13 protein-coding genes and 1 pseudogene are annotated in these 15,108 nt (G+C 64.4%); 5 read left to right on the top strand and 9 right to left on the bottom strand.

Features of this window, described 5'->3' with window-relative positions:
* The 9 genes from CF70_RS36655 to CF70_RS17270 form a co-directional block, all read right to left on the bottom strand.
* Positions 1-246, bottom strand: a 246-nt coding sequence (locus CF70_RS36655) for a hypothetical protein (protein ID WP_035867147.1), incomplete at its 3' end; no start/stop codon positions are given.
* A 739-nt stretch (positions 247-985) separates the two neighbouring features.
* A complete protein-coding gene (locus tag CF70_RS17305) occupies positions 986-2,311 on the bottom strand; it encodes an MFS transporter (protein WP_081862222.1) in 1,326 nt (441 codons plus the stop codon).
* 79 nt (positions 2,312-2,390) lie between these two features.
* Positions 2,391-3,365 carry a Bug family tripartite tricarboxylate transporter substrate binding protein gene (locus CF70_RS17300; protein ID WP_035867144.1) on the bottom strand — a complete coding sequence of 325 codons (975 nt, stop codon included), beginning with the start codon at positions 3,363-3,365 and terminating at the stop codon, positions 2,391-2,393.
* 76 nt (positions 3,366-3,441) lie between these two features.
* Positions 3,442-4,419 (bottom strand): tripartite tricarboxylate transporter substrate binding protein, encoded by a 978-nt coding sequence (locus tag CF70_RS17295; RefSeq protein WP_035867142.1) that lies wholly within the window; start codon positions 4,417-4,419, stop codon positions 3,442-3,444.
* Positions 4,420-4,502: 83 nt separating this feature from the next.
* Positions 4,503-8,081, bottom strand: coding sequence for an indolepyruvate ferredoxin oxidoreductase family protein (locus CF70_RS17290; protein ID WP_035867139.1), 3,579 nt, complete (start codon positions 8,079-8,081; stop codon positions 4,503-4,505).
* A 94-nt stretch (positions 8,082-8,175) separates the two neighbouring features.
* A complete protein-coding gene (locus tag CF70_RS17285; RefSeq protein ID WP_035867137.1) occupies positions 8,176-9,234 on the bottom strand; it encodes an Ldh family oxidoreductase in 1,059 nt (352 codons plus the stop codon).
* Positions 9,231-9,935 (bottom strand): GntR family transcriptional regulator, encoded by a 705-nt coding sequence (locus CF70_RS17280; protein ID WP_035867135.1) that lies wholly within the window; start codon positions 9,933-9,935, stop codon positions 9,231-9,233. The genes CF70_RS17285 and CF70_RS17280 overlap by 4 nt, the downstream gene beginning before the upstream one ends.
* Positions 9,936-9,941: 6 nt before the next feature.
* Entirely contained in the window at positions 9,942-11,096 is a 1,155-nt protein-coding gene (locus CF70_RS17275; protein ID WP_035867133.1) for a UxaA family hydrolase, read from the bottom strand.
* Positions 11,097-11,100: 4 nt separating this feature from the next.
* Positions 11,101-11,391 carry a UxaA family hydrolase gene (locus tag CF70_RS17270; RefSeq protein WP_035867131.1) on the bottom strand — a complete coding sequence of 97 codons (291 nt, stop codon included), beginning with the start codon at positions 11,389-11,391 and terminating at the stop codon, positions 11,101-11,103.
* A 189-nt stretch (positions 11,392-11,580) separates the two neighbouring features.
* Between CF70_RS17270 and CF70_RS17265 the strand changes: the two genes are divergently transcribed.
* The 5 genes and pseudogenes from CF70_RS17265 to CF70_RS17245 all read left to right on the top strand — a co-directional run.
* Positions 11,581-12,042 (top strand): hypothetical protein, encoded by a 462-nt coding sequence (locus CF70_RS17265; RefSeq protein WP_035867129.1) that lies wholly within the window; start codon positions 11,581-11,583, stop codon positions 12,040-12,042.
* Complete coding sequence (locus tag CF70_RS17260; RefSeq protein ID WP_035867126.1) at positions 12,032-12,397, top strand: hypothetical protein; 366 nt, start codon at positions 12,032-12,034, stop codon at positions 12,395-12,397. The genes CF70_RS17265 and CF70_RS17260 overlap by 11 nt, the downstream gene beginning before the upstream one ends.
* Before the next feature lie 37 nt (positions 12,398-12,434).
* Entirely contained in the window at positions 12,435-13,406 is a 972-nt protein-coding gene (locus tag CF70_RS17255) for a zinc-binding dehydrogenase (protein WP_035867123.1), read from the top strand.
* Positions 13,407-13,458: 52 nt separating this feature from the next.
* Positions 13,459-14,253: a TauD/TfdA dioxygenase family protein gene (locus CF70_RS17250; protein WP_035867121.1), complete on the top strand. Its 795-nt coding sequence runs from the start codon at positions 13,459-13,461 to the stop codon at positions 14,251-14,253.
* Between the two features lie 257 nt (positions 14,254-14,510).
* Positions 14,511-15,108, top strand: a pseudogene (locus CF70_RS17245) (NAD(P)(+) transhydrogenase (Re/Si-specific) subunit alpha); the annotation flags it as partial.

Below are 15,108 nucleotides of genomic sequence, written 5' to 3'. Positions count from 1 at the left end.
CGCCGCCTGTTGCGCGGCGTGAAGTTCGCTCCTCCGCCGCCAGCATTCGCTACTGACATCCCATGTGTAGGCGGTAAGGACATTGCGCACGACATAGTGGATCGTGTTGCGCAGATTCTTGCACTGCAGGGTCAGCGCGAGACAGCACGCCAGCAAGTGGCCAACGGGCTTCGCGAGCACGACAACGCGCTGCTCGATGGAATCGAACCATTCGTGCGCCGTGTGGTCTGCCTTGCCTTGTGTCATGCCAGAAAAGAGTGCCGTTTGAGCGTCAGGACCACATCGTATTCGAAGCGCGGGCTCGCGCAAGGAATTTCTCTGCAACACCTCACGGGCTGCTGCGCGGCAACGATAGATCGACTGGCCACGGCAATAGGGCCTGGTTGGAATGCCGGGGGCCGTGGGCGCCCTCGCGAACTTGGCGCGAGAACGGCGATTTGCATCACACTGGCGAAATGGCGAAGCAATCTGAGTCTACGGGTCGAGCAAGCCTTGACGGGAATATGAGATCCGGAACAAGGGCAGGGTCATCCATATGCCGCCTCATGCCTGGCTGCGAATGCCATCGGGATTCGACACAGTTCCGCGGCTTTCCCGTCGGCATCCCCGGCAAGTAGAACCGGCATTCCCGTTCGTTTCCATTTTCGTTGCCTGGCACGAGACAACAGGACCTTCATTCGCCCCCAGAAGTCGATGCCCGTCCAGACGTCCGGGTTCAGTACATCTGCCAGCCAGACTATCTCGTAGTCGTGGAACGGTAACGCCATCGCCACGGTAGTTGGCCGAGTTGCACGCACCAGGGAGGAGCAGAGCCTGGCATGGGCGCATTCCGACGAGGTCTAGATGAGAAGCGAGCACAGCATGGCGCTGTGCTCATCAAGCGCGTCGCATCGGACAGCGCGGCGCCGGGTGCGGTAATCGGGATCGACGAAGTATTCGCGGCGATCACGGTGCCGGCGCGCGCCATCGACTCAATCTGGCGTCTTCATGACAAACGCCGCCCCAGCGTTTCGGGCACCATCGCGAGTCCGATCAGCGAGACAGCCCCGCAGCCAATGACATAGAGCGCTGGCGCGTTGGGGTTGCCCGTGACCTGCATCAGCATGGTCGAGAACAACTGCGCGAAGCCGCCGAACAGCGCGATCGCCACGTAATAGGTCACCGACATGCCGGTTGCGCGCAGCCGCTGCGGCAGCACCTCGCTGACCAGCACCATCGTGGCAGGAGACGTCATCGCCATCGGTACGGCCAGCAGCCCCACCACGATCAGCAGGCACGTCAGGGATGGAATGCTGTTAAGGAGCGAGAAGGCCGGATAGATCATGACGAGCAGCGCCACCCGGGACCACCACACGACTTTCCGGCGCCCGACGCGATCGCAGAGCCAGCCGGACAGCGGTGCGAACACCGCCAGCACCAGCGAGGCGACGAAGCCTGCCCAGATGGCGTCACCGCGCGAGATGTGCAACTGGAAGGTCGCGTAGTTGGCCAGGTAGAAGGCGATGACGTGGATCGAGGCCGCGAGGCCGATCATCAGCAGGATGCTCGCCACCAATTCGCGCCAATGCGCCCTCATCAGCTGGCGGCCGGCGCCCTTCTTCGACGCCTTCTTCGGCTCCGGCACCAGCGTCTCCTCCAGACGGCGCCGGATGACCTGACCGATCGGAATCACCAGAATGCCGATCAGGAAGGCGACGCGCCACCCCCAGGACTCGAGCGCGGAAGGCGGCAGCGCATTGCTCAGCACCAGTGCGACCAAGGCAGCGAACACGGCGGCAACGCCCTGACTGGACGCCTGCCAGCTAGTGTAGAAGCCGCGCGAGCGCTCATCCGCATACTCGAGCAGCATCGCGCTGGCGGAGCCCATCTCGCCGCCGATGGCGAAGCCCTGGATCAGGCGGGCGAGAATCATCAGCACGGGGGCAAGGACGCCAAGTTGGGCATAGGGTGGCGTCAGCACCAGGATCAGGGCGCTGAAGGCCATCAGCCACATCGAGAGCACCACCGCCGGCTTGCGGCCGACGCGGTCGGCATACGCACCGATCACCAGTCCGCCCAGTGGCCGCATCAGGTAACCGGCCCCGAACGTGCCGAAGGACAGCAGCAGCTGGCCGAGCGGATTGCCGACGGGGAAATACAGGGGAACGATCAGCAGGGCGAAGAAGTTGTAGACACCCGAGTCATACAATTCCAGGGCGCCGCCAATGGTAATGGCCGAAACGGCCGAAAACTTGGATAGCGGCTTGGGTGCCGTCGCGTCAGGCGGCGCGCATCGGGATGTGGCTCCCATCGCGATTGGATCAGAGGGCATTGGTGTCTCCTGCCTTGCGGCGGTGGATCAGCGAGTACATGGCTCGCCGTCGGTAGTCGTTGCTGAGCGGATGGCAAGCTCAGAGTCGAGGATTCAGTTGCCTGACCATGCTTGCCCAACTCGCCTGCTCCGCCCCGATCAGCGCGGAGAATTGCTCGGCCGTGCCGCCGGCGGGTTCAAAACCCTTGTTGGCGAGGAGCGCATGCACATCCGGCATATTCAGGGCTTTCACGATCTCGCCATTGAGCCGCGCCACGATGTCTTTCGGCGTCCCGGCTGGCGCGACCACGCCATACCATTCGGTTGAATCGACGCCCGGGAATCCCGCTTCCGCCATGGTCGGCACGCCCGGCAGCAGCGCCAGGCGCCGTTTGCCGACCACCGCGAGGGCCTTGAGTTGCCCGGACTTGAGCAGTGGCTGGACCACCGGAAGGCCAGGGAACATCATCTGGATATGGCCGCCGATCATGTCCGTCAGCGCCGGCGGCGCACCCTTGTAAGGCACGTGCACGATATCGATGCCAGCCTGCTGCCTGAATGCTTCGCCGAGCAGGTGCAGCTGGGTTCCGGGCCCGGACGACGCATAGCTGATCTGCCCGGGGCGGGCCTTGGCTTGCACAACCAGCTCCTTGACCGAGCTGGCCACGGCCGGGTTCACCACCAGCACATAGTTCAGCGTAACCAGCAAGCTCACCGGCGCGAAGCTCTTGACCGTGTCAAAGGGCAGGCCGCCGTAGAGGCTCTGGTTGATGAGCATCGGGGTGGTCGCCACCAGCAGCGTATAGCCATCGGGCGCGGCCTTGGCGCCGGCCGCCGCGCCAATATTCCCGCCTGCCCCGGGCCGGTTGTCGACTATGACCTGCTGCCCGAGGCTGAGTGTCAGTTTCTCCGCCACAATCCGCGTGGCGACATCGACACTGCCTCCGGCCGGCCAGGGTACGATCATCCGGATCGGGCGGCTGGGAAAACCGTCCTGCGCCCAGGCCGGGGACAGGCTTGCCGCAAGCGTGATGGCACACAGAGCACGCTCCGCGAGACGCCGTACGAATCTCATAGGGATTCCCTGTAAGTTGTTTCCATGGAGTAGCAACCCCGAAGACAATGGCTCTGCGCTTGCGCACAGGTATCCGCTAATCCAGGCGCACCCCGGATTGCTTGACCACGGTGGCCCACTTCTTCTGCTCGGCAGCGATAAACGTGCCGAACTGCTCGGGGGTGTTGCTGCCCGGTTCATAGCCTCTGCCGATCAACTGATCGCGGACACTTGGCATGTTCAGGGCTTTCCCGATCTCCGTGCTGAGACGAACCACGATCTCCTTCGGCGTCCCGGCAGGCGCCACCAGGCCATACCATTCGCTCGCCTCGATACCTGGAAACCCCGCTTCCGCCATGGTCGGCACATCCGGCAGCAAGGCCAGGCGCTGCTTGCTGGCGACCGCGATGGCTCTGAGCTGGCCGGATTTCATGAACGGCAACACCGCGGGAAGGCCGTGAAACATCATCTGGATATGGCCGCCAACCATATCGGTCAGCGCCTGCGGCCCCCCCTTGTAAGGGGCGTGGATGACGTTGATGTGGGCGGCTTCCTTGAATGACTCTCCGATCAGGTGCTGTTGCGTCCCCGGCCCTGGCGATGCATAGCTCATCCGCCCCGGCTCCGACCTGGCGCGGGCCACCAGTTCCGTCACCGATTTCGCCACCGCCGGATTCACCACCAGCACATAGGGTGAACTGGCCAGCAGGCTGAGCGGTGCAAAATCCTTGCTCGTATCGAAGGGCAGGTTGCTGTAGAGGCTCGGGTTGATCGTCATCGGCGCGCTTGCCACCAGCAGCGTATAGCCATCCGGCGCCGCCTTTGCGCCCATGCCCGCACCGATATTGCCGGTGGCGCCGGGCCGGTTGTCCACCAGGACCTGCTGGCCAAGGCTGATGGAGAGCTTTTCCGCAACCGTACGGGTGACGGAGTCGACGCCGCCGCCAGCCGGCCACGGTACGATGATGCGAATCGGCTTGTTTGGGTACCCACCCTGCGCCCACGCGCCGGGGACGGTAGCAGCCAGTGCCATGGCGGACAGAAGCAGGCCTGCACGGCGCAGTACGAAGTTCATCACGGTCTCCAGTCTTTATCGTGTTTTGATGATGCTCTACACACAAATCTGCCTATAGGCACACTGGGCACACTGCCTTTGACTCAGGCATTGGCCTTGCGCTTCGGCCTGGCTTCGCTCGGGGCGCCCTGTGCGTCATGCCACTGCGCCATCAGGCGCTCCCATCTGGCCCGCACCGCCACGAGATTGCGTGCCTTGACATGGCCATAGCCGCGGATGTCTTCCGGAAGGCGTGCGATTTCCAGTGCCAGATCGAGATTCTGTTGCGACAGCGTCGGCAGAAGCGCTTCGATGCTCTTGCGGTACTCGCCAATCAGTGCTCGCTCCACCTTGCGTTCCCCGGTGTAGCCGAAGGCGTCGAACGGGGTACCACGCAGGCCTTTCAGCTGGGCCATCACGCGGAACGCAGTGCGCATCCACGGACCAAATGGCCGCTTGACGAGTTCACCCTTCTCGTTCTTCCTGGCCATCATCGGCGGTGCGAGATGGTGGACCAGCTTGAAGTCGCCCTCGAACATCGCGGCAACCTTCCCGATGAAGGCCGGGTCGGTATGCAGCCGCGCCACCTCGTACTCATCCTTGTAGGCCATCAGCTTGAACAGGTAGCGCGCGACCGCTTCGGTGACCTTGCTGCTGCCAAGGCGCGACTCCACCGCCTGCACCCTGGCGACAAAATCTTCATACTGCGCGGCGTAGGCGCGGTTCTGGTAGCTGACGAGGAACTCGGCGCGCTTGTCGATGAAATCGCCGAGCGATGGCTTCCTGACGAACTGAACCACCTGGGCATCGGCGGATCGCACCGGCACCTTGGCCAGATCGTGCGCGCAGTGCCGGCCCCACTCAAAGGCCGCCTTGTTGTTGTCGACCTGCACCGCGTTGAGTTCGATCGCGCGCATCAGCGCTTCACGCGACAACGGCACCCTGCCCTTCTGCCAGGCGTAGCCGAGCAGCATCAGGTTGGAGTAGATCGACTGGCCGAGCAATTGCGTCGCCACTTGCTCGGCATCGAAGATGCCGAAATGGCCGGCCTCGACGCCTTGCGCGATCGCCGCAATGGCCTGGTCGCTGTGAGACTGCCAGTCCGGATCGCGGACAAAGGCTGAAGTCGGCGTCACGTGGCTGTTGAGCACGACAAAGGTGCGGCCCAGCGACATGGTCGCCAGCGTTGCCTTGCTGGCTCCGACCACCGTATCGGAGGCGATCACCAGATCCGCCATGGCGACATCGACGCGCGTTGCGTGCAGGGTGTCGGGCTCGTCGGCAATCTGGATGTGGCTCCAGGTCGCGCCACCCATCTGCGCCATGCCGGTGGCATCCTGCGTGATCACGCTCTTGCCTTCCAGGTGGGCCGCCATGCCGAGTACCTGGCCGATGGTGACGATCCCCGTCCCGCCGACGCCCGCCACCACGATGCGCCGGGCCTTGGCGGCATCCGGCAGCTTCGGCTCGGGCAGCACCGGCATATCGGAGAGCTTCGCCTTGCGTGCCGCTTCCGGCTTCTTGAGCTTGCCGCCCTCCACCGTGACGAAACTCGGGCAGAAACCCTTGACGCAGGAAAAATCCTTGTTGCAGGTGTTCTGGTTGATCTCCCGCTTGCGGCCGAACTCGGTTTCGAGCGGCTGTACCGCTACGCAGTTGCTCTCGACCGAACAATCCCCGCAGCCTTCGCAAACCAGCTCATTGATGATGACCCGCTTGTCCGGATCGACCATCGTGCCGCGCTTGCGTTCCCGCCGCTTCTTGGTGGCGCACGCCTGGTCGTAGATGATCACGGTGGCGCCCTCGACCACCCGCAACTCGCGCTGCACGGCGTCGAGCTCATCCCGGTGGCGTATGGTGACGCCAGGCGCAAGGTCCTTGACGACGGCATACTTCTGCGGCTCGTCGGTCACCACGACAATGCGCTTCGCCCCCTCCGACGCCAGTTCGCGCGTCATGCCCGGCACGTCCAGCTGCCCGTCGACCGGTTGCCCGCCTGTCATGGCAACGGCGCTGTTGTAGAGGATCTTGTAGGTGATATTGACGCCGGCATTGATCGATTGCCGCACCGCCAGCGATCCGGAGTGGTTGTACGTGCCGTCGCCCAGATTGGCGAACATGTGCGCGCGCTTGCTGAACGGCGCCTGCCCCATCCAGGGCACGCCCTCGCCGCCCATCTGTGTCCACGACGTGGTCGAACGGTCCATCCAGACCACCATGCCGTGGCATCCGATCCCGGCCATGGCGATCGATCCGTCCGGCACGCGCGTGCTGGTGTTATGCGGGCAACCGGGGCAGAACCACGGGAGACGGTCGGTGCCGCGGCTGTCGCCCTGGGGGAACTGGCGATCCTTGGCTTCGATTTGCGCCAGGCGCACGTCCATCCGCGCGGCGACATCGGTGGGAACGCCCAGCTTCTTCAGCCGGCCCGCGATGGCCTTGGCGATCAGCGCGGGGGTCAGGTCAGCCTTGGCGCGCAGCAGCCAGTTTTCCGCCGGCTTGCGGTGGCTCCATTCACCGCCGCCGCCTTCACCGCCGGCCGGTTCGTACTTGCCGATCACGGCAGGCCGCGCGTCGGCGCGATAGTGGTACAGCTCATCCTTCAACTGCTGCTCGATGATCGGGCGCTTCTCCTCGACCACGAGGATTTCGCGCAGGCCGTGCGCGAACTCGCGCACGCCCGCTGGCTCGAGCGGCCACACCACGCTCACCTTATGGAGCCGCACGCCGATGGCGCGGCACAAGGCATCGTCCAGGCCAAGGTCGGCCAGCGCCTGCCGGGTATCGCTGTAGGCCTTGCCGCTGGCGATGATGCCGAGACGGTCGTTCGACCCTTCAATCACATTGCGGTTAAGCCGGTTGGCGCGGATATAGGCAAGCGCCGCCGGCCACTTGATTTCCATCATCCGCGCTTCCGCCGCCAGCGGATCGTCGGGCCAGCGGATATGCAAGCCGCCCTCCGGCCTGGCAAAGTCCTCGGGCAGCAGGATGCGCACCCGGTCGGCATCGGTCACCACCGATGCGCCCGCCTCCACCACCTCCTGCACGGTCTTCATGCCGGCCCACAAGCCACTGAAGCGGCTCATGGCGAAGGCATGCACGCCCAGGTCCAGAATGTCCTGCACGCTGGCCGGAAAGAACACTGGCAGCCCGCAGGCGATGAACGTATGGTCGCTCTGGTGCGCGAGCGTGCTGCTCTTGGACACGTGGTCGTCCCCGGCCAGGGCGATCACACCACCCAGCGGCGCCGTGCCCGCCAGATTGGCGTGCTTGAGCGCGTCGCCGCTGCGGTCCACCCCGGGGCCCTTGCCGTACCAGATGCCAAAGACGCCGTCGTACTTCTTGCTCTCGGCATCGAACTCGAGTTGCTGCGAGCCCCACACCGCGGTCACGCCGAGTTCCTCGTTGACGCCGGGCTTGAAGACGACATGATTGTCCGCGAGGTGCTTCTTGGCCTGCCACAACGCCTGGTCATATCCGCCAAGCGGAGAGCCCCGGTAGCCGGAAATGAATGCGGCGGTATTGTGGCCGGCCAGCGCATCGCGCTTGCGCTGCAGCAACGGCAGGCGCACCAGTGCCTGGACGCCGCTCATGAAAGCGCGCCCCGTGTCCAGTGCGTACTTGTCGTCGAGCGTGACGATTTCCATGGCCTTGCGTGAGGCGTCTGAGAGAGGAGCATTCATAGGACGGGTACTCGCCAATTATGTTGTGGGGAGGGCGGCCATCGCCCGCCGGGCTCGCAAGGACCCGGTAAGTCTGGCGCTTCTGTGCTTATGCTTATGCCGATGCCGATGCTGATGCTGATGCCGGAAACCGCACGCCGAGCCGTTCGCCAAGCGCGCTTAACTCCTGCGCGATCGCGGCGGGCAGCGCAATGCCATGCTCGCGTGCCTCGCGCTCCAGGGCATCGCCACGATTGCCAGGCAGGCGCGCGTCATCGCCGCCCGCGCAAAGGTAGGTGTCGGTCCACTGCTTCATATAGTCGCCAAACGGCGCCTGGCCGGCGAAGGATTCCGGCTTTACCATCCACAGGAATCCGTCCTGCATGGCGGCGGCACGGCCATGCGGAATACTGCCCGGCGCCGGTGCGTGCGGTGCCGCGGTGGCCGCCAGGGCACCGGCGAGGCACTCCACCATCATGGCAATGCCGATGCCCTTGTGCCCGCCCATGGGCAGCAGTGACCCGCCCAGCGCGCGCTTTGCATCGGTGGTGGGCCGGCCGTCCGCATCCAGCGCCCACCCTTCCGGGATCGGCTTTCCCTCACGCGCCGCTAGCAGGATATGGCCGCGCGCGGCCACGCTGCACGCCACATCGAATACGATCGGCGCTTGTCCCGGCAGCGGGCAACCGAACGCGATCGGGTTGTGCCCGATCGCCGCGCGCGGGAATCCCTCCATCGCGAGCGCCGGCGGCGTGCGTTGCCCGATCATGGAGAAGGCGCCGGCCTCCGCCGCCAGCAGGGCGTGGATGCCGAGCGCCCCCAGATGGCCGCACGATTGCAGCACGATCAGTACGGAAGCGCTGGTCTCCAGGGCTTCCAGTCCCAGGCGCACCGCATAAGGACCGGCGATCTGCCCCATGGCGCCATCGGCCTGCAGCACGATGCCGCCGGGGAAGGATCGGTATGCCATCTCCGGCCCGGGATTGAACTCGTTCGCCCGCAGCCGCTCCACATAAGACGCCAGGCGGGTCATGCCGTGCGTCTTGTAGCCCCGCAACTCGCTGCGTACCAGGATCGCGGCGGCTTCCGCCGCTTGCTCCGGCGGCACGCCGCAGCCTTCGAATACCCGGGTCGTCCATTGCTCCAGCGCCTGAACGTTCCAATGCGTGCTCATGAGGCCTTCTCCCGCACCACCATGAGGCGCTCTGAAAACGGGCCGGAATAGACCGTCTGGTAATACAAGGGGCGGTCACGCAGCGTATAGCCACGCAATTCCATGACGAAGCCCGGCTGCCCGGCTTCGAGACCAAGCTCACGGGCTACCGCCGACGGGATTTCGTCGAATCGCACCCACTGGTCCACGCGCAGCGTCGGTAGCGCCAGGCGCTGCCCGAGCAGTTCCCGCAGATTCTTTTCGAGTTCCTCGCGTTCAACGCCGCCCAGTTGCGCGAATTCCTCCTCGCGCAGCCAGAACTCGCTGTACAGGTCGAAGCGCCCGCCCACATTGATGATGCGTTCAATGCGAACGAAGGCTTCGCCATCGAGAAACTCCGACCACGGCCCTTTGCGTTTGAGCCGCTTGACCGAGCGCGCATGGACGTAGGAAGGCAACTCGTTTCCCTCGGCATCGCGAAAGCGCAGGTAGCGCACATCGGCAGGCGCGACCCTGGCGCCCGAGACGAAGGTGCCGCGGCCCTGCTCGCGGGTGATCAGTCCGGAGTTCGAAAGACGCGCCAGCGCCTTCTGGATGGTGCCCACGCTGACGCCGTGCGCCGTGGCAAGCTCGCCCTCGGAAGGCAGCCTGTCGCCCTCGCGCAGCGCGCCGGATTCAATGGAACGGATAATGGCGTCGGAGACGCTGATCAGCTTTGTCATGTTGACTCAGAGGCTAAGTGCAAATCGACTGATTGCGGTTTCCCTGATGTCGAGTATCTCGCTGCTGAGACGGGTGCCGGACGCCACATCCATGGCGTAGGCATACAGCCGATCGCCCACATCCGAGATCTTCTGTCCTTTCTCGAGGATCCCGCTTGCATCGAAATCAATGTTATCGGCCATGGTTTCCAGCGTATTGACGTTGCCGCAAACCTTGACCGTCGGCGCGACCATGCTGCCGATCGGATTGCCGACCCCCGTACCAAAGAAGGTGAGCTGGCAACCGCCGGCGGCAAGCGCACTGAGATTTTCCACTGCCGCCGCCGGAGCGTCCATGAAATGCAGGCCTTTTTTTACCGGGGCCTCGCCATAGCGCAGCACGCCGACCAGTGGGCTCGACCCGGCCTTGGCCATCGCGCCCAGCGCCTTCTCCTCGACCGTGGTCAGCCCGCCGCGCTTGTTGTCGGGCGATGGCTGGGATTCGCGCATGTCGACGCCACGCTCAATCGCGAGGTTCTCCATGCCGCGGACCGCCTTGACGAAGGCATCCCTCACCGAATCGTCGACGGCGCGTTCCGCGAAGAGGTGCTCCGCGCCGATGAACTCGGACGTCTCGGAAATAATGATGGTGCCGCCTGCTTCGATCACACGGTCGGCCAGACGGCCGATCGCCGGATTGCAGCTCAGGCCGGAGGTGGTATCCGAACCACCGCACTCGACGCCCAGTACCAGGGCCGAAACCGGGCAGGGTTCGCGCCTGGCACGCGAGGCCGCAAGCGAAAGCTTCAAGGCCTTGCGGGTGCCGGCGGCAATGCAGTCGATCGTGCCATTCGGTTGCAGATGCACCGTTTCCACGGGTTTCCCCGTAGTCCGGATACGGCGCGCCACCTCCTCCGTCGACGAATCTTCAAGTCCCACCAGCAGGACTGCGGCGACATTGGGATTTCGTCCCAGTCCTGCCAGCGACTCATAAGCGAAATCCAGGTCCGCGCCGAACTGCCCACGCACGAACAAGGTGGTGACGGGAATGCAGCCGCTGACGGTTTGCGCGATGGTGCGCGTGACCGGGTTGCAGTTGTCCATCACGGAAATCACCGCTACCCAGTTGCGTACGCCAACTGCGTCGTTCTCGCGGCGGTAGCCAAGGAATGTCATTGCCATTTGCTTACCTCTTTTCCAGATCGCCGCGGGCGCGGGTCGACTCGATGTTGTGCACGTGCATGTGTTCGCCAGCCTTCAGGTTCCGGCTGGCCCGCCCGATGACCTGGCCGTACTTCAGGACATCGGCGCTCTGCGGGGTATCCGCGATACAGACCTTATGGCCGAACGGCACATCCTGGAGCAGGGTCATCTGGCCCGATGCCTCTCCTTGCAAGGTGCAGGGCTCGCCGGCACGGCCGGCATCGAGCAGCGTGGCGACGTTGTCCGCCTGGTTGAGTACGATGGCACGTGGCATTTGCTGGATTCCTATATAGGTGTTTGATGTACTGTAGTTAACGGAAAGCCAGCATGTCAAGGCTTACTGGGGGAATCCACTAGTCTAAAAGTCAAAGTCCTATATAGAAGTTCTTGACAGCAAGGCGCGCTGTGCCTATCTTCACAACAAGGGCGGCACAGCAGTGCCCGCCAATTCAGGAGACAAGGCATGAAGGTGGCTTCCCACATGGAGAAGATTGCGAAACTCGAAGCATTGCGCGAACGCCTCGATCCCCTGCAGGACTTCGAGCTGTGGTTCTGGACCGGGATGACGGCTGGCACGCACGCCGTCAATGCAGCACTCCATCATGCCGCCGTCACGCTGGACGACGACGTGTTCCCGACGCAGCCAGGCGCCTACCTGGTGCCGCAGCCGGACGGCTCGCTGCGTGCGGCATTCGGCCCGCTCGGCGATGTGCTGCACGTGGGCAGGCCGAAGATCGATGCACCGGTCCCGGAGGATGTCGCGGCGATGATGCATGAGATGGAGATCGTCGAACGCCATCGGGATCCCTGCCTGCGCGAGGGGGTGGCGCCGACGGCGGCCATTGCCGGGGAATGCGATGCAGCCCTTGCCCGTTGCCTGCGGCTGCTGGCCTGCCGGATGCAAGGAGAAAAAGATGCACGTTGAAGCCCACATCGCCATCGCGCGCCGGATCGAGCGCTCGCTGCAGAAGTGCGGCCCAGCCGACTACGAGATCAAGATCGAGGCCGCCATGCTGGCGGGCACGCACTGGTTGAACGCCGCGCTGCATCGCCTGCGTGCGAACCAGCCGGATAGCGACGTCTTTCACACTTACCTGCTGACCATCAACGAGTTCCGGCGGCTCAGCATCGCGGACGGCGAGTTGATGCAGATGCTGGCCGAAATCGAGGATATCCGGCCGCCCTTTGTCCGCGGCAACCTGGCGGGCGGCGAGCGCGCCGCCGAGCGCGCCCTTGAATTGCTGGCGCTGATCCGCGCGAAGGCCCGCGCCGGCGAGTGATCAATCTACTGCAGCACCATATGAAAAGGAGACCGCAGTGAAAGCAGTACGAGTCATACCGAGCCCTACTGGCGGCAAAGTGGAAATACAGGACATCCCGGCTCCGGTTGCTGGCGCCGGCCAGGTTCTGGTCAGGGTGCGTGCCGCCGGTCTGAACCGGGGCGAAATCAACCAGGCCCGCGAATTGCGCACGGGTAACACGATCACCGCGGGCGTCGAGTTTGCCGGGGAGGTGGAAGCGGTCGGCGAAGGCGTGCACGGGTGGCGCGCGGGGGATCGGGTCATGGGCCACGGCCGTGCGTGCCAGGCCGAGTATGTGATTGCCGATCCACTGGCGCTGATGGCCGTGCCCGATGGTCTTTCCTGGATCGACGCCGCGGCGTTCCCCAATGTCTTCATCACGGCCCACGACGCCGTGGTGACCAATGGCCAGTTGCGCGCCGGCGAGGCAGTACTGATCAATGGCGCATCCGGCGGCGTGGCCATGGCCGCGATCCAGATCGCTTCGCTGATGGGCGCCAGGCCGGTGATCGCCACATCGCGGTCGGCCGCCAAGCTCGATCGCCTGAGCCAGTTCGGTGTCGATGTGGGCATCAATTCATCATGCGAATCCCAGGTCGATGCCGTCATGGCGGCCACCGGCAATCGCGGGGTGGATCTCATTATCGACACCGTCGGCGGCCCGGTCTTCGAAGACAACATGAAGAGCCTCGCGGTCAAGGGACGGCTGGTCAATATTGCCCGATTGGGTTCGAACACGGCGCAGATCGACCTGAGCCTGCTCTGGCTCAAGCGCCTCACGCTGATTGGCGTGACATTCCGTACCCGCTCCGAGCAGGAACGCCTGGAATGCATCCAGGCCTGTGCGCGCGACATGCTGCCCTTCCTGGCGGCTGGGCGGATCCGCCTGCCGATCGACCGTACCTTCCCGATGACAGCCATTGGTGAAGCGCACGCCTATATGCAGCAAGACCAGCACGTCGGCAAGATCGTTCTTGTCGCCGAGTAATTCAGTCTTCCGGTATTCCCCTACAGATTCGAGAAACGAACAGGAGACATCCATGAGTATCCAGATCACACCGCTCACCGGCTCGGTTGGCGCGTCGGTGGAAGGCGTCAATCTGAACGAACCGGTGAGCGACGCTGCCTTCGAAGTGCTGCATCGGGCGTTCCTTGAATACGGCGTGCTGGTCTACCGCGGCCAAAAGCTTCAGCCCGCGGCGCAGATTGCCTTCGCCCGGCGTTGGGGCAAGCCCGTGCAGGGTAACCCGCTGCTGAAGGGCCTATCGGACTTCCCCGAACTCGCCCAGGTCACCAAGATTCCCAAGGAGACAGCATCCACCGAGGCCTGGCACTCCGACTCCATCTATACCGAGGTGCCGCCCAAGATCTCCATTCTTTCCGCGGTGGTGGTCCCGCGCGGCGGAGACACGATGTGGTGCAATCAGTATCTGGCCTATGAGCGTCTTTCGCCCGCAATGCAACGCATGCTCGAAGGCCTGCGCGTGCGTTTCACGGGACTGCGGCTCGCCAGGATGACGGGGTCGGATGCGGTGCCCTCGGCGGTCCACCCGCTGGTTCGCACCCATCCGGAAACACGCCGCAAGGCGCTCTATGTGGGGCATCCCGAAACGGCTCACTCCATCGAGGGCATGACGCCCGCCGAAAGCCGGCCTTTGCTCGACTTTCTCTACGAACACTCGACCAGCCCCGATAACGTCTACCGCCATATGTGGCAGGAAGGCGATGTCGTGATGTGGGACAACCGGTGCACCATGCACTACGCCGTACACGACTACGGCGAGGCCGAGCGCATCCTGAACCGGGTGACGCTCGAAGGCGAAGTCCCCTGTTGACATGTTGACCTGTTGACAAGCAGCGGGCCTGGCGGCGGCGCATTCGCGGCCGGTGCCCATGCTGTCGGCGGTTTCTTTCCGGCAAGTCCGGATCGAGACCCTGTCCCCAGATGCTAGCAACGGCTTCACGCGAGCCACGCGGGTTCTCCATGATCCGCCAGGGCTCTGCGTGGGGAAGCGCTTCTTGAACTGAAGGCGCCCGGCAGTCCGGTCACGAGGCCGCGCGACGGCAAGACAAGAGCATAGGAGAATACACAATGCAGATGGGTATCCCGACAGAAGTGCGGGCAGGCGAAGCACGCGTTGCCGCCACCCCGGAGACAGTCAGGAAATATGTAGCACAAGGCCACCAGGTTATCGTGCAAGCCGGTGCGGGATTGCGCGCCAGCCAGCCCGACGCTGCCTACGAGGCGGCCGGTGCCCGCATCGGCAGCGCCGCCGACGCCTTGGGCGCGCAGTTGGTGCTCAAGGTCCGCGCCCCGACCCCGGCCGAGCTGGACCGGATGAACGAAGGCGCTGTGCTGGTCGGCATGCTCAACCCTTTCGATGCGGAAAACAAAGCCCGCATGTCTGCCGCCGGCATCATCGGCTTCGCGCTCGAGGCGGCGCCGCGCACCACCCGCGCGCAGAGCATGGACGTGCTCTCCTCCCAGGCCAATATCGCAGGCTACAAGGCCGTGCTGGTCGCCGCCCACCACTACCAGCGCTTCATGCCGATGCTGATGACCGCCGCCGGCACCGTCAAGGCGGCGCGCGTGCTGATTCTCGGCGCCGGCGTGGCCGGCCTGCAGGCCATCGCCACCGCCAAGCGGCTGGGCGCGGTGATCGAAGCCTCCGACGTGCGTCCCGCCGTCA

Origin of the sequence: Cupriavidus sp. SK-3, from assembly GCF_000611145.1 — a bacterium.
Classification (GTDB): Bacteria; Pseudomonadota; Gammaproteobacteria; order Burkholderiales; family Burkholderiaceae; genus Cupriavidus.
The sequence above is the reverse complement of the archived record's forward strand: the minus strand, read 5'-3'. Positions and strand labels throughout refer to the sequence as shown.

Bases quoted from the DNA above. Each gene is read 5' to 3' on its own strand.
- CF70_RS17290 (WP_035867139.1), bottom strand. From the start codon at position 8,081: ATGAATGCTCCTCTCTCAGACGCCTCACGCAAGGCCATGGAAATCGTC.
- CF70_RS17270 (WP_035867131.1), bottom strand. From the start codon at position 11,391: ATGCCACGTGCCATCGTACTCAACCAGGCGGACAACGTCGCCACGCTG.
- CF70_RS17250 (WP_035867121.1), top strand. From the start codon at position 13,459: ATGAGTATCCAGATCACACCGCTCACCGGCTCGGTTGGCGCGTCGGTG.
- CF70_RS17300 (WP_035867144.1), bottom strand. From the start codon at position 3,365: ATGAGATTCGTACGGCGTCTCGCGGAGCGTGCTCTGTGTGCCATCACG.
- CF70_RS17275 (WP_035867133.1), bottom strand. From the start codon at position 11,096: ATGGCAATGACATTCCTTGGCTACCGCCGCGAGAACGACGCAGTTGGC.
- CF70_RS17295 (WP_035867142.1), bottom strand. From the start codon at position 4,419: ATGAACTTCGTACTGCGCCGTGCAGGCCTGCTTCTGTCCGCCATGGCA.
- CF70_RS17265 (WP_035867129.1), top strand. From the start codon at position 11,581: ATGAAGGTGGCTTCCCACATGGAGAAGATTGCGAAACTCGAAGCATTG.
- CF70_RS17285 (WP_035867137.1), bottom strand. From the start codon at position 9,234: ATGAGCACGCATTGGAACGTTCAGGCGCTGGAGCAATGGACGACCCGG.
- CF70_RS17260 (WP_035867126.1), top strand. From the start codon at position 12,032: ATGCACGTTGAAGCCCACATCGCCATCGCGCGCCGGATCGAGCGCTCG.
- CF70_RS17305 (WP_081862222.1), bottom strand. From the start codon at position 2,311: ATGCCCTCTGATCCAATCGCGATGGGAGCCACATCCCGATGCGCGCCG.
- CF70_RS17280 (WP_035867135.1), bottom strand. From the start codon at position 9,935: ATGACAAAGCTGATCAGCGTCTCCGACGCCATTATCCGTTCCATTGAA.